The sequence below is a fragment of the Clostridiales bacterium genome, assembly GCA_017569285.1.
Lineage (GTDB): Bacteria > Bacillota > Clostridia > Christensenellales > Aristaeellaceae > Aristaeella.
Genome location: CP069419.1, coordinates 2431977 through 2448220, shown reverse-complemented (window position 1 = coordinate 2448220; position 16244 = coordinate 2431977). Strand labels below are relative to the sequence as shown.

Below are 16244 nucleotides of genomic sequence, written 5' to 3'. Positions count from 1 at the left end.
ATTTATTATGTCAAGCTCGGCTCAATGTATGGATAATCAATATTGGCAAAAGTATTCAATACGGCCTTGAAAATAATCTCTGCGCCCTTGGGTGGGACAGCCATTCCAATCTGTTTTCTTACTGAAGAGTATTTCCCGACAAATTCAAAATCATCTGGGAATGTTTGAATCCTAGCCCTTTCTCTATTTGTCAATTCTCTCTGTTCGTCAGACCAATGGTACATGAAAGTACCACCACCGCCAGCAGCTGTTACAGTATAAGAGGGTTTATCTGGATCAAGTTTCCGGTATATTTGACTGATTCTCGTCCTTGTCTTTATTTCAAGTTCAGGCGGAAGATTTTCAGCCTGCCAGATATTTTGCCCAGGTTTGATATATGAAAGCCGCCGTTTGACCTTTTCTTGAAGAGGTCGAACTTCATTATTGGAAGCGTCTTTCGGAATATTTGCCAGTGCAGTTCTCGCAGTAACATCAATATTCTTGTATGGTTCAGGTGAAGGCACTTTAAATTTAATGCCTTGCGCATCTAAATCGTTTCTTATTCCAACGATAATAATCCTGTGACGGGTTTGGGGAATTCCGTACTGCTCGAATTTATACATATGTGTCACAAGTTTATATCCAGCATTCTCCATATCCTGAAGAATCACCTTAAAGTGATCACCATCACCAGCTGAGCGAATCCCCGAAACATTTTCCGCAAGGAACCATTTGGGTTGAAATTTCTTAAGCACTTCAATCCCATATGTATAAAGCTGCCCGAATTTTTCGTTGCCCAGGCCTTCATGTTCGCCCACATTCGAAAAACTATTGCAGGGAAATCCATATGCGAAAGCATCAATCGAACCGAGTTTATTAATATCAAGTTTGCGAACGTCCATACAATAGACTGTAGAAGAATCACCATTACAGATGTTTTTTGCGTATGTGTCACATGTGTCTTGATCAAAATCATTTGCCCATGCATGAGTAATTGATAGTTTGCCATCATCGCTTACTGCTTTGTGTGCGCCGCAAGCGATTCCTCCTGGACCGCAGAATAGTTCCCCCAGCCTAAATACTTCCTTGGACATTAAGTGTTTCCTCCTTGGCTTATACGTGTTCCCAACGTTCACAGCGGAGAATGCCGCCGCATTTTTAATCTTTTTCAAAAAGATTGATTTATTATATCAAATATTTATGCTTTGATTCAATGACAATCGTTTATCCAGAAGTAAAAAAAGCAACCAGCCTCTTTACAATTCTGGTTGCTTGATATCCAGTATAATTTTATTCGACCATTGAAATTACAACACTATCAGAAGATGTCCATGAAACCCTAACCCTTGATCCGACTTCTGCACCAATATCCCTAAACCAATATCCCAATCCTTTCAAGTTGTCGTTTTCGGCAAATTGTTTTGCATAAATATCGCCAGCATCACTGCTTCCTTGCGCTTTTAGGACTCCTTCAAAGAAGCCGTCTTCAGATCTGCAGTAAAATAAGTTTTGACCAAAAATATCTCGTTTATCTGTACCGTTCGAATTGAGAATATTGAATTCTACAGCACATTCCTTTGGAATTGGAATGTATCCTTCCAACGGAACGGGTTCCCTGGTTTCCGTATTGCGATACGTTCCCCACTTAATATGAGAGTCCTTGAGTACCACCGTATAACTGTCCCCTGTTCTTGCCATCAATTACACCTCCATTCATTACTTTTCCTGACTAATGGCAAGCATTACTTATGCTTCTATCATACCGCAATAATTGCTTTTTTTATAGAGCAATTATTGCTTTTTCGTTGTGATAATTTGAAATATGCGAGTACTTCCACAGCCAGCAGGAACAATACAATGCTGGTAGTCCAACGCAAATGGCACTTCTTGCAGTTCTTGCGTCTATATTTGACAGAAATAAATATGTGTGATAGAATTCGTCTGCAAGTTGCAACTGCAATACTTAAAACAAAAAAATAGAAGGCAATACGATTGTTTTTTTGTGTACTGTTTCGGCAGAGGAGACTGCCGATCGCAGTAATTCAACCACTAAAATAGTCCATGCTTTCTGAAAAAAAACACTCATGGAGGAATTATTATGAAGGCAAGATTCTCACGTATTATTGCTGTTGTTCTTGTTCTGGTTACTGTCCTGGGTCTGGCTATTCCGGCTTTCGCACAGACCAATATCCCCAAGAATACATGGGCATATGTTTCTCAGAAAGAAGCCAGATGCAGACAGCAGCCCAACAAAAACAGCACGCTTGTCAAAACCCTGTCTAAGAATACAAATGTTAAGATCCTGGAATCAACCAATACTTATCATGGGTGGTATAAAGTAACATTTACCATCGGCGGAACCAACTATACCGGATACATCAGAGAGGATTACCTGAAAAAGGCTTCACAGCCTCAGGAACCCACCGAGCTCCCGGATTACCAGAAAGAGTATGGAACGGATGTGTTTCGGATTGGCAATTCCTCTTCTTACATCCAGACAATTAAACAGGACTTAAGATGGTGGGCAATAAATACGAAATACAATAATACCTATCCGCAAAAGACTGTATACGAAGCTAAAGGCTGCTTCAAGAATCTTGATAGCTCCTATTACTTTGATGATGCTTTGAGGCTTTCCGTTCGGTATTTCCAGGAAAGAAAAGGCCTGGATATCGATGGTGTTGTCGGCAACCAGACGAAAAAAGCCCTTTACAACGCAACTCATTGAGTCGTTGACAGGCAAGCCGGTGGCAGGATCTCCTGCCACCGGCTTTTTGATTGATCGTAATATCCTATTTCTCTTTAGCTTCATCGCTCGCCCCGATTTCCTCCTTCAGCTTCGGTATGCCCAGGTACTTCTCGGCATTGCGGCGGACGACGTCGTTGGCGTAGTCTTCCTCGACGTTCTCATACAGCCAGCGGATGCCCTTGCGCATCTTGGGGAAGCGCCTGCCCGGGCGGATGCCGTGCATGTCGCTTCCGAGGAAGGAGATCAGGTGCTCTTTCGCCATCCACTGGGCCAGGCTCCGGGTGTCCTCGTTCGTGTTCATCTGGAGGTCAAAGGCGTTCACCTGGAGGAGGATGCCCATGTCACAGATGCGTTTGGCCAGGTTCCAGTCCTCCTGGAGGGCGGTGTAGCGTTCCGCGTGGGCCAGGATGGTCTTGATATGGTTGTCCTTCATCTTCTTCAGCCGGCGGAGAATGGCCTCCGCCGGCTCGGTGTTTCCTCTCCATTCCATAAATTCCACCATATACCAGTCGGAGGGCATCATCGGCCAGGCTTCTTTGCTGCGGATCCGTTCCACAATGTTTTCCGAGCAGTACCATTCCGTGCCGAAAAAGAGTTCTATTTCCGGGTAGGTTTTCCTGGCCGCTGCCTGCAGGCGGTTGAAAACATTGAAGGTATCCGCGGTGGTCGGGGCAAAGCCGTTTTCCTTTCCGTAATGCGGGGTGGCGAATACGGTGCGGACGCCTTCCTCCCGGTCCAGGCGGAGCAGCTCCAGGGATTCCTCCATGCAGATGGCGCCGTCATCCAGGTTGGGCAGGACATGGCTGTGGATATCTGCGGCATTGGTCCGGTACGGCCGGCCGGGGGCATCCGGCGGGTCTTCCCAGGGAATCAGGTAGGGGTTCCGGAACGGGAGCGGCGGTAAGGTGTTGAGCTCGGCCAGGGTTTTGGGCGTGGTTTTGAGGGTGATATTGAAGGTGGATCTGGTTCTGGTTCCGGGCGGGGCGGTGGGTCTGACTTTGGCCATATCTTCCTTCCCTTCCTTTCCCCGGGGTTACTGCCACACGCCCGGTGCCCCGGCCGGGTGGCTGGCGATTTCCGTCTTCCGGAGCTCATCCATCGGGAGGACGAACCAGCCGCCCTGGAGGCGGAACTGGGGTTCGTCCTCCAGGAAGAAGGTGTAGGTGTCGGAGTCCTCGTCGTATTCATAGCGGTTACAGGTGACGGTTTCCTCCGGGGTTTTGCTCCAGATCTGCTTCACTTCCGCGCCGTAGAGGACCACGCTGTCCAGCATGAATACCTTCATGGCCGGGGCGACGGACCAGAGGATTTTGTTGGGCTTTTTGCCGTCCTTCCGCTTCCGGCGGAATTCCAGGCGGATAGTGCCCCGGTCATCCACGTCCATCTTAATGGTCATGAGGAGATCGTCATTGGCGAGCAGGTGGTTGGGTACGCGGCTGAGGCCCAGGCCGAACTGTTTCCATCTCCGGACCTCGTCGTCCGGCTTGTCGCACTCGTCCATCACCCGCAGGATGTTCTTCTCCACGGTTTCATCGCCGTACTCGTGGTACTGCTTCCGGCATTCGATGGCGTACTTGGCTTCCAGCAGGTAGCTCATGGCTTCCAGGTCGTTCCGATGGCACAGCTTTCCCTCGTGGTACATTCTTCCCATCCGCAGGGCGGCATCCGCGAATTTGCTGTCCTGCATGCCGTCTTCAAACTGGTCCCGGCAGATGTAGTAAACCAGGAGGCGGAGCTTCAGGGCGCGGTCCGGGTCCGCCGGACCGCCCATTCCCTCTGTCAGCATATCCGCCAGCTTGTACATGGATTCAATCACATCGAGCTTTTCGCCCTTCTCGAACCACATGCGGGCTTCCTCGTAGTTCCGCTGCCCGGTATGGCGGCCGTAATAGCAGAGGTATCCGAGGGTATTCGGGTAGCGGCCGTCCTTGGGGTTTTCCTTTTCCAGCTGCCGCAGGGCGTCATATGATTTCTTCCAGTCCTCCTGGGTGGGGTTCCGGATGAGGTCATACGGGGCCCAGGCAATCTTTTCCAGTTCTTTCGTGGTCAAAGTCATCACCATGCCTTTCGTGTGATTACGCGGCGCGCCTTCCGGCGGTTCCCGGGCGGATCCGTCCGGCAGCCTTCGGCTGTGGGACGGGTTCCGCTTCCTCCTCCAGGTATTTCCGCCAGGCGTAGCCCAGGACGCGCAGGAAGCCGTTCTCGGTTTTTTCCGCTTCCGGGTCGTCCATCCAGTTCCAGAAGAACAGCGGGGTGCATTCATATCCCATGGCGATCTCCGGAAGCTTCTTCCGGCTGAACCGGCATCCCCAGGCCATGAAATCCTTTGTCAGTTCCAGGGCGGTCTCCTTCCAGGTCATTCCTGCGCTTTCCATTCTCCTGCACCTCCTGTGGTTGTTGAGTGTTGGCTGTCGGGGGTCGCATTTACTTTTGCAATTTCCGGTCCCCCTGTCTTATTAGAGCAAAAAAGATGCTGATTTTTTTCAGCATCGGTGAAAAAGAAGAAAAGGCCCGCGGCACTGCCGCGGGTTTCTTTCGTTGTGTGGTTTTCTTTCTTCAGTTACCCTTTCTCTCCATTACGATGCACTTCGGGGCATGCAGCCCGCGCGGGGCAAAACCGTCCTTGTTGTCTTCGATCGTTTTGAAATTGTTGTTTTTGTAGAGGGCAATTGCCGCTTCATTGTCTGCCAGGGCAGTCAGCCGGATCGTTTTGCCCGGGTTGAGCTGAATCAGTTTTTGCAGCATTTCCTCCCCGATGCCTTTTCCGCGGAAGCCTTCCTCCACACAGCAGGCAACCAGTTCTATCCATTCCTCGCCATCTTTCCGCTTACAGATATCTTCAAAATACTTTTCAGACGCATAGTCGAACCCTTCCAGCTGGTTGGTAGGCAGGTACTTGTCCCCGACCCGTTTTTTGATGGCTTCCCGATCCCACTGCGCATCCCCGCAGTTGAACACACAGACACCGCAGATCTGTCCGAAAGACCGCGCGACCAGCAAGTGCTGGTAATCGAAAAGGCAGTTGTCCATTCCGATAATCCGGCTCATGGCCTTGACTGCCTGGCCGGGGTCTTCCCCGAATGCTTCCGGATAGATAATCGGATCCGTTTCATAAATGCATTTCGCAATATCTGTTTTCTTGTCCCGGCTTTCCGCAAGGGAAACATCAAGCTGTACCGTGACAGAGGCTTTGGATTCACAGTATTCCCGATACCGTTCATTCAGGTCAAACTGGCCCATCGGAATTATATGGTTTTTGATGCTGGGATTGACGGCTTCATCTTTGCTGAGTTTTTCCTTTTTCCGGTACCTTTCCAGTTTCTCGTCTGTCCAGCGCTTGCTGAGGTCAAACAGCCCGCGATAGTATTCCGCGTAGGGAAAGATTTCATTCTGCTGGACAATCGGGTTATTGACAGCAATGAAGAAGCGGTAGGCAAAAAGGTTGTCAATCACATCCAGATGCAGCACCCGGCGGCATACCAGGGATGCCAGCGCCTCCATATATACCAGGTAGTTAATCAGTTTCTGGCAGTCTTCACTGGTGCGGGACTGGCTCAGGTCCAGCCGGAGCTTCTTCAGTTCCTCACCGGATATGTTGTCTTTTTCCTTCAGCATGGCTTCATACTGGTTATAGCACTGTTCCAGTTCATGCTCCACCAGGGTCATATTGGCATTGCCGACAAACTGGTTGTTCAGGTTCATGATGAAGTTGGATTCATTCAGCCGTTCCCCGCGTTTCAGCTGCAGCCACAGGACGACAGCGCCGATCAATGTCGTGGAAGTCGTAATCCGTTTGGTAATATCATCCAGCGGCGCCCAGTTCATAAAGGAAACCACAATAAAACAGACGACTACGGCTATGATCGCAATGAAATATCTTCTTTCCCGGTACATTTTCAGTTTGGGGAAATCGTCAAACTGGAATTCGTTGTTCCTCATAAGCGGCCTCCATTTTCAGTTTTATGTGGACACAGATTCTTCATGCTGTTCAGCACTACGTCTGTGAAAGATTGTACCATATTATGCCTTCATTATCCACGGCGAATTGAAAGCTGCTGCCTGAACACTTCCGGACAGATCGTTTTTTCTCAGAATTGATCTTTCTTATTTCCCGTCCGGGAAGCTGGTGAAGCTGCCGTGCTCCACTTCGGGCAGGCCGTACTTTTCCTTTGCGTCATGGATGGCTCGGATCATGAAGGCCATGTTGCGGGCCAGGTTGCGCATGGTCTGGAGGCCTTCCTTGTCCTTTAGGACATCTTCGGCGGTGAAGCCGTGCACCTGGTTCCAGTAGGTGCTGGAGGCCACCGGCATTCCGGAGATAGTGAAGTATTTGTTCAGGACGTCAAAGGAGGCGGTGTTGCCGCCGCGGCGGCAGCTGACAACCGCTGCGCCGACCTTCATGTGCTTGGGAAAGGAAGTGGAATAGAACAACCGGTCCAGGAAGGACAGGATGGTTCCGTTCGGGGAGCCGTAGTAGACGGGGCTTCCGACCACCAGGCCGTCCGCCGCTTCCAGCTTCGGGGCGGTTTCGTTCACGAGGTCATCGAAAACGCATTTGCCTTTCTTTCCGCAGGTGCCGCAGGAGATGCATCCCCGGATATCCTTGTTGCCCACCTGGATCAGTTCGGTTTCGATTCCTTCCTGTTCAAAGACAGATATCATTTCCTTCAGGGCGGTGGCGGTGCATCCGTTCGCGTGGGGGCTGCCGTTCAGCAGCAGGACCTTGGCCATATCGGTTCCCTCCGTATTTCGGTTTTCTTTTGCCTTATTATACGGGAAAAAGGACGGGTTGTAAAACAGCAGGGAGTATTGATTGGTTGTCTTTGAAAAAAATAGTCCCGTATATTTTGCGTTATCTGTCCTGTTTTTCTGCGGAAATGCGTCTATATTTATAGTATCGAATGAATCCTTTGGAGGAGGGATCGGTATGGAGTGGTTCCTGGTGGCGATTGGTGCGATGATCGGATACGGGATCGTCAAGAACCGGCTGGGAAAGAACCGCCTGGAGAGCGGGGATGATGATGATGAATATGAGGACGAGGAGGACCGGGAGAGCCGGAGTGCCGCGGCCGACTTTACTCGGTCCATGTCCGGCAGTGCGGATACCCGGGAAGTGGACGAGGCGATCCGGGCCGGGGAGAGGGCCCTGGACAGCCTGCGGGAAGCGAAGGCAAAGCTGAATTCCGCCCGGAACTGGGGCATCTATGATATCCTCGGCGGCGGGGTGATCTCCAGCGTGGTCAAGCACAGCAAGATGAGCTCCGCCAACGAATGGGTGGCGCAGGCCAACCGCGACCTGAAGCGCTTTGCGAAGGAGCTGCGGGATGTGGACGAGGACGGGCTGTATGTGCAGGCCGGGAGCCTGGCTTCCACGCTGGATATCTTCTTCGACAATGTCTTCAGCGACTTCATCGTGCAGAACCGGATCAACGAGGCGCGCGCGGAGATCGACCGGATGATTGACCGGATCGAGCGCACCGTATGGGACCTGAAAAACCGTTACGGGAGGTAAAAGGATATGAAGAGCATCAAACAGGGACGCGGGCCGTCCCTCATCGGCGGAATCATTGCCCTCGGTATGTCCGTGTTCGGACTGGTTATGGCCGGTGAAGTCCGGGCCACGGAATCCCATTTCAGCGCTTTCGGAAGCAATCCCGGAGCCGGCGGCGGCGTCACCTTCTGCTACCTGTTTTCGGGAGCATGCATCCTTGTCGGGATCTACAGCATCTACTGCGCGGTGGCAAAGAACCGGCCGTCCCATCTGGACATCACCGACGGGGATGAGGAGCCGGATCCCCTGAACGAGCATTTCCACGGAAGATATGACGTGGAAAGCACAAAGTCCCCTTCGGCCAAGGGCATGTACTGCCCGTACTGCGGCAAGCCCATCCAGGCGGACTTTGCCTTCTGCAGCCACTGCGGGAAGGAACTGAAGAAGTAAGGATATAAAAGTGGGGCGCTGCGGAACATTCCGCAGCGCCCTGTTTCTTCTGCTCTTCAGTTTTTCGGATACAGGTGGTCTTCTACATAGACCATCATCCGGTTATTGAGGACGACGTAGTAGAGGGCTGCCAGCAGGCCGCCGATGGTGCCCAGCAGGGAGACGTCCACGTTCTGGAGCTTCAGGGCAACCAGCAGGACGATCCAGGCAGCAGTGCAGGCGATGAAGGTGGAAAGGTGTTCTTTCCGCCATTTCTTTTTGAAGAATTCCTGCTTTTCCTTCAGGTCAAAGGTGCTGGCCTTCAGGGTTTCCTTAATGTTGGTTTCGGCGGCTTCCTTATACTCTTCCGTGGTCAGCTTTCGGCCTTCCAGCAGTTCGTTGATGGTCAGCCCGTACAGGGTGCTGAGTTCTTCCAGCATCTCCACCGGCGGCATATAGTTCCCCGTTTCCCACCGGGAAACGGTCTTGTTCGTCACGCCGAGTTTCTCGCCCAGTTCCGCCTGGGTCATTTCATGTTCTTTCCGGAGCTCCGCCAGGAAGCTCCCCATCTTTACCATGTCCATCCATTCGTTCTCCTGTTCCTTGGGATGGGTTTATTGTATCCCGGGAATGCGGAAATGTCTTCCCCATAAACAGCGAATCAGGGAATTTCTTCCCTCAAAAGGACTACATATGCCGGTTTGTATGCTTCCCGGTACTGCTGTGAGTGGCTGGGAAGGAAGGATCCTTTCAGCAGTTCGTTGACTTCTTCTTCTATTTTGTCTTTGTCCATGTCCGGGAGGTCCAGGGCCTTGCAGAAGTCTATAACATCCTGCCGGGTGTACGGGATCGGCTGCTGCGCGGAGCGGTAGACCCGCTTTGCGAGTTCTTCCGGGGCAATTCCCCTGGCTTTGGCCGGGCGGAGATTCAGCCGGACCCAGCGGGGGCTGAGCTCTTCGGCCTGTGGTTCGGTATCGTCCGCCGGGTTTTGTGCCATTTCGTTTTCCAATCTTCTTTGGATGGCGTCGGCGCTGCTCACCAGGTGGCCAACGCCCAGGAATGCCTGGAAAACAAATTTTACAACGTCTTCTTCCGTGGCCTGCGGATGCGCCTCCAGGTGCTTCCGCAGGTTTTCCTTTATTTCACTCATTTGCTTTCCTCCGCCTTCCGGATGGTTCCCAGCAGCTCCAGGTAGAAGGGACGGATATCATGTTTATGGAACAGTCCGCCCTGGAGGAACATGTGGTCTCCGTCCTGCACCGGGTACACGTTCCAGGTGCCGGCCAGCTGGGCATACAGCTCGCAGACCCGGTCCCAGGCGCTGCCGGTCGGGGAAACGGAGGCTGCATAACACGCATATCCCTTTTCCCGCAGGAAGAGCATAAGGTCCCCTCCCCGCATGCCCCAGTAGGGCATGCGGGAATACTGGGTATCATAGCTGCCCCAGCCGGATAACCCGTGGACGAAGATGAACTGCAGTTCTCCCATATCGGCTCCTGGTTTCGTTTTGGTTTCTCCCAAAAAGAAATATTACCAGAGGAAGCATTCCCCTGGCAATATTCATTCATTTCTGTTTTACGGTTCTGCCGGTTCCGGCCAGACAAGGCGCAGGGATTTCGCGCCCTGGAACTGGCCGCCGATGTCGTATCCCGCGGTGTAGCTGTAGTCCCCGGGTTTCAGTTCCTTCCGGCTGATGAATTCACCGTTTACGTCAAAGGCGTTGATCTCCACATTGTCCGTTCCCTCCGGGAGCGGATATTTCATATAGTCGTCCATTTCCTCCGGACGGACAGTTCCGAAGGCCAGTTCTTCTTCTCCCTTCCGGCAGCAGATCGTGAAGAACGATGTCGGTTTTTCGTTTTCCAGCGTGAACCTGTACTGCTCGTTAATCCGGATACTGAATTCTTCCCCGGTAATCCGGTGGGCCATCAGGGTCTCCATCGGGTAAAAGCCAAGGCCTTTTCCGTCATAATAGAGATAATACGCATAGATCGTATTTTCAGAACCTTCCCGGAAGATGTACCGGCATGAGGCCTCCGCCTCGACCTGTTTGGTATCGGCATTGGCCGCAAATGTCAGGGAGGTGCAGTTCTGGTCCCCGGCGTAGGCGGTTTCTTCGTCGTAGTCAAAATAGTAGACCATGACGGCATCCAGCGGGAAGCGGTACTGGTTGTCCGTGAATTCCGCGTAGACCACCTGTCCAAGTTCCGGTTCGGTATCCGTTTTCACGGTCCCGTTGACGAGGATCATGCCGACGGGTTTGGTGCGGTCCGGTTCGAAGGCTTTCTGGCCGCAGCCGGAAGCCAGGAACAGGAATGACAGGGCGGTGATGAGTAACAGGAATTTCTTCATGGCGAGTCCTCCAGGTTGTGGTGTAGTCACTGGCGCCGCTTTTCTCCGGAAGCGGCTTCGGGGGAATTGGTTCATGGCAGGAAGGCGGGTTGGAATGTGCCTTCATAGATATAAACAAAAATGGGGGAAGAAAGTTGCAGGGTGTGTGTACAGTATGTGTGTACGCATGTCTGTGATCTATTTGTATTCATCAAAAACGTGTGTTTGATAACCAAAGAAGAGCCAAGAGACCACAAAAACCTTAACCAAATAGCAAATCGATAATATCAAACTATAAACAGTATAAAAACATTATATTGCACGTACATATTCGCAGGTATATTGTATTCCTTCTCGAATAAATACATCTATCATCATTGAGAGATTCCTTTCTCTCAGATGTGTTTGTTCGTTCCATATTACTCCCTTATTATACCCATAAATCAAATGTGAAACATCCAATTATGGTTCCCAACATTAACAAAATGATGTTTCCCGTTTCATTTATGTGGTTCCTTCATCCATCCATTTTGCTATATCAGGCAGAATGAATGTCCATATTATGCTTTTCGGCTTATTTCGGTAACCTTATATTGAGTTAAAAGAGGAGGAAATGTCTATGAGTACTGAAGTCACCACCGCCCTCAGCCTTGCAACTGGAGTTTGTAACGCGGCCTCGTCCCTCATCAATGTGTTCTCTTCTTATCGGCAGTTGCGCAGGAAAGAGACGATAGAACTCAAAGCCCGAATCGAAGCATTTAAGACCTCTGAGTATATGCGTCATTCCGGCGAATTGATTCGTGCCAGTGTTGATGAAATTGAAAGAACCTACCGTCACATCGAATCAAAGAATCTTACTGGCACCGCCCTCAAGTATGCCATGGGTCAGTTTGAACTCCTCAATGAAAAACTTTCCGATGCCATTCGCAGTTACCATGTGTGATGGTTCTTCCTATCTTATAATCAATAATGAGAGAGGGCGCGAAAAGTGAGTACATCTTTATTTAAAAAAGTTACTTCAACAATTATCTCGAAAATTGTAGAATCTGGTGCTCCAGATTCCATCGCTGCTGAAGAGCAGAGCACTATAAAATCCGATGATAATTCAACGGCGGAAATTAGCCAAAGTGCCGAGATACAAGACAAACCTGTACCTGAGTCAAATCAAGAACCAAAAACCACCTCTCCCTCCACTCCGGAATCCAGTTCTGTTTCCAATATTGTAGATAATTTCCCTGTTGTTAACTCAGTTCCAGATTCCTTACAGCCAGTTTCCTCAACAGCCGGTCTTCCGGAAGATGATATGGCAAGAGATTTGGGTGAGCGGGTGATGAAAGCAATTGGTGAATGGCGAGCAAAATATCATCTCGAGAAACTGCCTGATAAGATAGTCCTTACTCAAGCAATGAATATCCTGTATGTGTTGAATAATGGCCTTAAATAATCTGGAGGCAATCATATGGTCATCATTGTGCTTTGCGTTGTAGGGGGGCTTGCGTGGTTAGAGATCATTCCTGTCAGGGCTTGGGTAAAGAAAGCACAGATCGCCTATCAAGGAAAAAAAGCCCGGTTTATCATTGAGTTGATCGATAAGTTTAGAGATTTTCTGTAATTTCTCTTGACTTGGGATTTATGCCAAATTAATTTGAGGAAAATTATGAAAGCAAAATAATGATCTATAGTTGCTTTGGCAGAATAGGAGTAATACATGCTCGAGTGGATTAATCAAGCATTTGAAAAGATTAAAGACTCACTTGTAAATCATGGAATTGATTGGATAATAACTTCTGTTATAACGTTTATCTCTGTCAGGCTTGCAACAATAAAATACTATAATTCGGTTAGTGTGAGCAATGTCAGGCCAATAATGGCTCAAGGATTGAAAAAGATATTAGGGACAGATATCATCCCTGCGAATACGAAATCAATTCTCGTAGAAAATAAAGGATTTACCCTTTTTCGAGGGAAAAAGTATAAAGGGGAAAAATGTTTCTCCAGGTTGAGGAAAACAATATGTACAGTAGGAGGAAATGTCAATTCTACCAGCGACGCTCGTGCTCTTTATTGGGGCGTGTTAGGACTAGCATATAAAAAACAGAGCATTGTGGTTTTTGATTTTCGGCAACCCAAGCTATTGATCTATGGTGTAGATCTTACCGAATATCCAGTAACAGCATTGAATGTAAATGGGTCTGTTAAATACTATTATCAGGATAGCGATAATAAGCACTATCTCTCAGATAAGCAATCTGGCCGGAACATGATGATTGCAATTCCTTTAATGCAAGATAAAAATAAAGACAACAAGAAGAAAAAAACCAAAATATTGGGTGGTGTCACATTTGATGTGGATTGTAAAATTAGTTCCGATCCTGATGATGAAAACATATTTTTGCTAAGCGAAAAAGAAAAAGTTATTGATATATGCCAAACGCTGAACGATTTGGGATCAAATATTGTTAATGCATACTTTGCCAAACGTTAAAGTATTTCGGGAGGATAATATGGTTTCATATACTAATCGTGTTCTGGTTTCTTTCTCAGGAAAATGTCCTTTGGAATGCAAACATTGTTATACTTTGGATTTCGATTGCCCTAAAACTAAACAAGATATGGATGAGATAGATCAAATTGTTGCCTCTATACGTAATTCATCATTTGATATTATTTATGTTTCACATGATCGTGAGAATTTTATCGATGAGCAGGCCGGCATTCGATTAGTTGAGTCTTTATATGAAACATATCAAAAATCAATGCTCATTATCACAAGAAAAAACCTGGCCCAGGATACTGTCCGGCAATTAGCAGAATTAAGTGAAAAGATGGCGGATAATAATCAAACGCTATTTATTGCAGTATCTATTCCTGCTAATGCTTCTTATGGAATCACAGAGAAAACCGATAAGATCGCAACCCCTTCTGACAGATGTGAATTATTGTTCAGGCTTCATCAGAGTGGAATTAAAACCATTCTATTAGCCAGGCCGATCTTCCCCAATTCCATTATTCCGACAAGTGAAATAACTGGAATGATATCTGATTATCATGATTCCATCGATGCTGTTGTTGCAAGTGGTCTGGCAGTTAATGATACGATTCTTGAACGTTTGGGATTAAGCGGGAAAGAGTTAAATTATCTCCCTGGAAATAATAAAGAATTCTTAATTGGCAGTTCGGCAAAGGACATTAAGTATCTTGATGTTCATTCAGAATTAGCTGAAATCGAGAACACATGTAAAGATTTTGGCATTGTTTTTTCGACGCACAGCATGGACGCACTAAACCAGTTAAAAGCAGTCATCAGTATATGATTTCATAAACGCTCAAGTAAGTGCCGCCAGTTTCTCAACTGACGGCACTTGGCTAATTTAGAGTTGTATTATAGTTAAACAGGAGGTCCTCCCCATGTCCTACATCTTCATTCCCCTCTGCCTGGTGCTTGCCGGGCTCTTCCTGTATGAGGAGAGCCGGAAGAACTATGTCCCTGCGGTGATCCTGAAGGGGGTTGCTTCCTTCTGCTTTGTGGTGCTGGGTTACCGGCTCATGGGTTCTTCCCGGGAGGCCGGGCTCATCTGTGTGGGCCTGCTGCTCGGGTGCATTGCGGATGTGCTGCTGAACCTGCGGTTTGTGTTTCCTTCGAAGGGGCAGCCCGTCTTCCTGGTGGGGATCCTGGTGTTCCTGGCCGGGCATGTGCTGTACCTGGTGGCCGTGATGGGCATGGCTGCTTCCCCGTGGCTGTGCGTGGGCATCGGGGTAGTGCTCACCGCGCTGCTCATGGTATGGATCTTCCGGCAGATTACCGCGAAGACGGCCTTCAAGATCTTCGGGGTGGTTTATATCGGCGCGGTGGTGCTGCTGAATGTGGTGGCTTTTGCGAACCTGATTGCCTCCCCTTCCGCCTTTACCGCGGTGTTCGCCGGCGGGGCGCTGCTGTTCCTGCTCAGTGATATTGTCCTCATCCTGAATACCTTCGGGAAGGAAACGAAGCAGAGCCTGCGGATCACCAACATCTCCCTGTATTACGTCGGCCAGCTGCTGATCGCGCTGAGCCTGAAGTTCCTGGGATGAGGATGCGGCAGATGGAAGATATTCGGGAAATCATGAAAAACGATCTGAAGAGGATCGGTATTGATCTCGACAAAGATAATCGTTATCAGTACACATCCTTCAATCCGGAGGATATGCGCCGGAAAAGTCCGTACGGCGAATTCATATTCGCAGATGAAAGAGGATACCATTATATATATTATGGTTGGCGGGAATCCGAGCATGTGGATGAAACCTTCGATCATGTGGATGACCTGCTTTATTATATTTACCGCATCAAAGCCTTCAGCATTGCATCATATGAGGCCGGGCGGTACTCACTGGAGCATCCGGACTGTGACTGGCTGGCCGTCATGCACTCCCGGGTGCTGGAAATCCTGAAAGCGCTGGGGGAAAAGTATTACCTGAGAAGGTTGAAGGAAATCGAAGAAGAACAGCTGCAGGAGAAAAGATATAACGAAGCCGCAAGGGGAAAGCAATGAACACCTGCAGGGAATGAGACATAAAGTGAATATAAAAACACATACCGGCGGCAGCTCCTTTCGAAGCTGCCGCCGGTATTGTTGATTTGGTTGTTTCGTTTGCTTTCTTTGTTTCGTTTGTCTCTTTGTCTGTCTTCTTTTCTTTGTTTTGTATGTCAGAAGTCCCAGAGGTTCAGGCCGACTGCCTCGTCTTTCTTCCGGATGACTTCGCCGGGGAGGACGCGGACGAACATCTCGCAGGTGGCGCCTATGCGGAGTTCGATCACATGGCCGGCATGGGTTTTGTTCTGCTGGTCCGCCAGGGTGGTGTGCAGGTGGATGTAGGGTTTGCCGTTCATCCGGGTAACACTGCCGGAGAGGGAGGCAATTTCCATGAAGAAGGGCAGCTCTTCCCTGTGGTAGGTGCCGGTTCCCAGGTCATATACACCGACGGCGGCGTAGTCCGCCGCCCCGATGGCGCTGACCTCCGCCAGGCGGATGTCTTCCTTTTCGCACAGGGCGGTAAGGGACTGGATGACTTCTTCTCCCTTGTCGATACGGAGCATATAGGTATCATTGAAACGCTTGTACTGCATATCGGTTCTCCTTCCGGTCGGTGATGCGGTTGTCTGGCTGGATATATTTTAGCATTTCGGTTTTGGGTTCGCAATATTGAGGAGCACTGCCGGTACTTGCAGAAACAGCCAAAAACACCTATTATTCAAGGTATATGGAAGGTGCTGTATTTTTTCAT

The 16244-nt window shown here is 49.2% G+C and carries 22 protein-coding genes; 10 read left to right on the top strand and 12 right to left on the bottom strand.

Annotated features, from left to right (window positions below):
• Positions 1–5 precede the first annotated feature (5 nt).
• The gene (locus tag JNO48_10645; protein QTE67650.1) at positions 6–1073 is read right to left on the bottom strand and encodes a DNA cytosine methyltransferase; all 1068 of its coding nucleotides are present in this window, start codon (positions 1071–1073) and stop codon (positions 6–8) included.
• A 196-nt stretch (positions 1074–1269) separates the two neighbouring features.
• A complete protein-coding gene (locus tag JNO48_10640; protein ID QTE67649.1) occupies positions 1270–1677 on the bottom strand; it encodes a hypothetical protein in 408 nt (135 codons plus the stop codon).
• Positions 1678–2077: 400 nt separating this feature from the next.
• On the opposite strand from JNO48_10640, the gene JNO48_10635 reads away from it, so the two are divergent.
• Positions 2078–2707 (top strand): SH3 domain-containing protein, encoded by a 630-nt coding sequence (locus tag JNO48_10635; GenBank protein QTE67648.1) that lies wholly within the window; start codon positions 2078–2080, stop codon positions 2705–2707.
• Between the two features lie 64 nt (positions 2708–2771).
• Here the strand turns inward: JNO48_10635 and JNO48_10630 are convergent, their stop codons facing one another.
• The 5 genes from JNO48_10630 to JNO48_10610 form a co-directional block, all read right to left on the bottom strand.
• Positions 2772–3734, bottom strand: coding sequence for a hypothetical protein (locus JNO48_10630; GenBank protein QTE67647.1), 963 nt, complete (start codon positions 3732–3734; stop codon positions 2772–2774).
• A 27-nt stretch (positions 3735–3761) separates the two neighbouring features.
• Positions 3762–4784, bottom strand: a complete 1023-nt coding sequence (locus JNO48_10625; protein ID QTE67646.1) for a sel1 repeat family protein — start codon at positions 4782–4784, stop codon at positions 3762–3764.
• Positions 4785–4803: 19 nt separating this feature from the next.
• Positions 4804–5103, bottom strand: coding sequence for a hypothetical protein (locus tag JNO48_10620; GenBank protein ID QTE67645.1), 300 nt, complete (start codon positions 5101–5103; stop codon positions 4804–4806).
• A 181-nt stretch (positions 5104–5284) separates the two neighbouring features.
• Positions 5285–6667 carry a GNAT family N-acetyltransferase gene (locus tag JNO48_10615; protein QTE67644.1) on the bottom strand — a complete coding sequence of 461 codons (1383 nt, stop codon included), beginning with the start codon at positions 6665–6667 and terminating at the stop codon, positions 5285–5287.
• 165 nt (positions 6668–6832) lie between these two features.
• Positions 6833–7459: a flavodoxin family protein gene (locus JNO48_10610; GenBank protein QTE67643.1), complete on the bottom strand. Its 627-nt coding sequence runs from the start codon at positions 7457–7459 to the stop codon at positions 6833–6835.
• 355 nt (positions 7460–7814) lie between these two features.
• Between JNO48_10610 and JNO48_10605 the strand changes: the two genes are divergently transcribed.
• The gene (locus JNO48_10605; GenBank protein ID QTE69748.1) at positions 7815–8240 is read left to right on the top strand and encodes a hypothetical protein; all 426 of its coding nucleotides are present in this window, start codon (positions 7815–7817) and stop codon (positions 8238–8240) included.
• Positions 8241–8246: 6 nt separating this feature from the next.
• Complete coding sequence (locus tag JNO48_10600) at positions 8247–8669, top strand: zinc ribbon domain-containing protein (GenBank protein QTE67642.1); 423 nt, start codon at positions 8247–8249, stop codon at positions 8667–8669.
• Between the two features lie 56 nt (positions 8670–8725).
• Here the strand turns inward: JNO48_10600 and JNO48_10595 are convergent, their stop codons facing one another.
• The 4 genes from JNO48_10595 to JNO48_10580 all read right to left on the bottom strand — a co-directional run bounded on the left by JNO48_10595 (position 8726) and on the right by JNO48_10580 (position 11000).
• Positions 8726–9232 carry a helix-turn-helix transcriptional regulator gene (locus JNO48_10595; GenBank protein ID QTE67641.1) on the bottom strand — a complete coding sequence of 169 codons (507 nt, stop codon included), beginning with the start codon at positions 9230–9232 and terminating at the stop codon, positions 8726–8728.
• Between the two features lie 77 nt (positions 9233–9309).
• On the bottom strand, positions 9310–9798 hold the full coding sequence (locus JNO48_10590; GenBank protein QTE67640.1) for a hypothetical protein: 489 nt from the start codon (positions 9796–9798) through the stop codon (positions 9310–9312).
• Positions 9795–10136: a hypothetical protein gene (locus JNO48_10585; GenBank protein ID QTE67639.1), complete on the bottom strand. Its 342-nt coding sequence runs from the start codon at positions 10134–10136 to the stop codon at positions 9795–9797. Before JNO48_10585 ends, JNO48_10590 begins: the two co-directional genes overlap by 4 nt.
• 87 nt (positions 10137–10223) lie before the next feature.
• Positions 10224–11000 carry a hypothetical protein gene (locus JNO48_10580; GenBank protein ID QTE67638.1) on the bottom strand — a complete coding sequence of 259 codons (777 nt, stop codon included), beginning with the start codon at positions 10998–11000 and terminating at the stop codon, positions 10224–10226.
• 598 nt (positions 11001–11598) lie between these two features.
• Here JNO48_10580 and JNO48_10575 point away from each other — a divergent pair.
• From JNO48_10575 to JNO48_10545, 7 genes are all read left to right on the top strand, one after another.
• Entirely contained in the window at positions 11599–11922 is a 324-nt protein-coding gene (locus JNO48_10575) for a hypothetical protein (GenBank protein ID QTE67637.1), read from the top strand.
• A 45-nt stretch (positions 11923–11967) separates the two neighbouring features.
• Positions 11968–12423 (top strand): hypothetical protein, encoded by a 456-nt coding sequence (locus tag JNO48_10570; GenBank protein QTE67636.1) that lies wholly within the window; start codon positions 11968–11970, stop codon positions 12421–12423.
• A 15-nt stretch (positions 12424–12438) separates the two neighbouring features.
• Positions 12439–12591 carry a hypothetical protein gene (locus JNO48_10565; GenBank protein QTE67635.1) on the top strand — a complete coding sequence of 51 codons (153 nt, stop codon included), beginning with the start codon at positions 12439–12441 and terminating at the stop codon, positions 12589–12591.
• A gap of 96 nt (positions 12592–12687) precedes the next feature.
• Positions 12688–13464, top strand: coding sequence for a hypothetical protein (locus JNO48_10560; protein QTE67634.1), 777 nt, complete (start codon positions 12688–12690; stop codon positions 13462–13464).
• Positions 13465–13483: 19 nt separating this feature from the next.
• A complete protein-coding gene (locus JNO48_10555; GenBank protein ID QTE67633.1) occupies positions 13484–14293 on the top strand; it encodes a hypothetical protein in 810 nt (269 codons plus the stop codon).
• 94 nt (positions 14294–14387) lie between these two features.
• On the top strand, positions 14388–15050 hold the full coding sequence (locus JNO48_10550; protein ID QTE67632.1) for a lysoplasmalogenase: 663 nt from the start codon (positions 14388–14390) through the stop codon (positions 15048–15050).
• Positions 15051–15061: 11 nt separating this feature from the next.
• Positions 15062–15511 (top strand): hypothetical protein, encoded by a 450-nt coding sequence (locus tag JNO48_10545; protein ID QTE67631.1) that lies wholly within the window; start codon positions 15062–15064, stop codon positions 15509–15511.
• Positions 15512–15666: 155 nt separating this feature from the next.
• Here JNO48_10545 and JNO48_10540 read toward each other — a convergent pair whose 3' ends face one another.
• Positions 15667–16086 carry a DNA-binding protein gene (locus JNO48_10540; protein ID QTE67630.1) on the bottom strand — a complete coding sequence of 140 codons (420 nt, stop codon included), beginning with the start codon at positions 16084–16086 and terminating at the stop codon, positions 15667–15669.
• Positions 16087–16244 lie beyond the last annotated feature (158 nt).

Excerpts from the sequence above, each read along its gene's own strand:
- JNO48_10645 (QTE67650.1), bottom strand. The coding sequence starts at position 1,073 with ATGTCCAAGGAAGTATTTAGGCTGGGGGAACTATTCTGCGGTCCAGGA.
- JNO48_10640 (QTE67649.1), bottom strand. The coding sequence starts at position 1,677 with ATGGCAAGAACAGGGGACAGTTATACGGTGGTACTCAAGGACTCTCAT.
- JNO48_10635 (QTE67648.1), top strand. The coding sequence starts at position 2,078 with ATGAAGGCAAGATTCTCACGTATTATTGCTGTTGTTCTTGTTCTGGTT.
- JNO48_10630 (QTE67647.1), bottom strand. The coding sequence starts at position 3,734 with ATGGCCAAAGTCAGACCCACCGCCCCGCCCGGAACCAGAACCAGATCC.
- JNO48_10625 (QTE67646.1), bottom strand. The coding sequence starts at position 4,784 with ATGACTTTGACCACGAAAGAACTGGAAAAGATTGCCTGGGCCCCGTAT.
- JNO48_10620 (QTE67645.1), bottom strand. The coding sequence starts at position 5,103 with ATGGAAAGCGCAGGAATGACCTGGAAGGAGACCGCCCTGGAACTGACA.
- JNO48_10615 (QTE67644.1), bottom strand. The coding sequence starts at position 6,667 with ATGAGGAACAACGAATTCCAGTTTGACGATTTCCCCAAACTGAAAATG.
- JNO48_10610 (QTE67643.1), bottom strand. The coding sequence starts at position 7,459 with ATGGCCAAGGTCCTGCTGCTGAACGGCAGCCCCCACGCGAACGGATGC.
- JNO48_10605 (QTE69748.1), top strand. The coding sequence starts at position 7,815 with ATGTCCGGCAGTGCGGATACCCGGGAAGTGGACGAGGCGATCCGGGCC.
- JNO48_10600 (QTE67642.1), top strand. The coding sequence starts at position 8,247 with ATGAAGAGCATCAAACAGGGACGCGGGCCGTCCCTCATCGGCGGAATC.
- JNO48_10595 (QTE67641.1), bottom strand. The coding sequence starts at position 9,232 with ATGGACATGGTAAAGATGGGGAGCTTCCTGGCGGAGCTCCGGAAAGAA.
- JNO48_10590 (QTE67640.1), bottom strand. The coding sequence starts at position 9,798 with ATGAGTGAAATAAAGGAAAACCTGCGGAAGCACCTGGAGGCGCATCCG.
- JNO48_10585 (QTE67639.1), bottom strand. The coding sequence starts at position 10,136 with ATGGGAGAACTGCAGTTCATCTTCGTCCACGGGTTATCCGGCTGGGGC.
- JNO48_10580 (QTE67638.1), bottom strand. The coding sequence starts at position 11,000 with ATGAAGAAATTCCTGTTACTCATCACCGCCCTGTCATTCCTGTTCCTG.
- JNO48_10575 (QTE67637.1), top strand. The coding sequence starts at position 11,599 with ATGAGTACTGAAGTCACCACCGCCCTCAGCCTTGCAACTGGAGTTTGT.
- JNO48_10565 (QTE67635.1), top strand. The coding sequence starts at position 12,439 with ATGGTCATCATTGTGCTTTGCGTTGTAGGGGGGCTTGCGTGGTTAGAG.
- JNO48_10560 (QTE67634.1), top strand. The coding sequence starts at position 12,688 with ATGCTCGAGTGGATTAATCAAGCATTTGAAAAGATTAAAGACTCACTT.
- JNO48_10555 (QTE67633.1), top strand. The coding sequence starts at position 13,484 with ATGGTTTCATATACTAATCGTGTTCTGGTTTCTTTCTCAGGAAAATGT.
- JNO48_10550 (QTE67632.1), top strand. The coding sequence starts at position 14,388 with ATGTCCTACATCTTCATTCCCCTCTGCCTGGTGCTTGCCGGGCTCTTC.
- JNO48_10545 (QTE67631.1), top strand. The coding sequence starts at position 15,062 with ATGGAAGATATTCGGGAAATCATGAAAAACGATCTGAAGAGGATCGGT.
- JNO48_10540 (QTE67630.1), bottom strand. The coding sequence starts at position 16,086 with ATGCAGTACAAGCGTTTCAATGATACCTATATGCTCCGTATCGACAAG.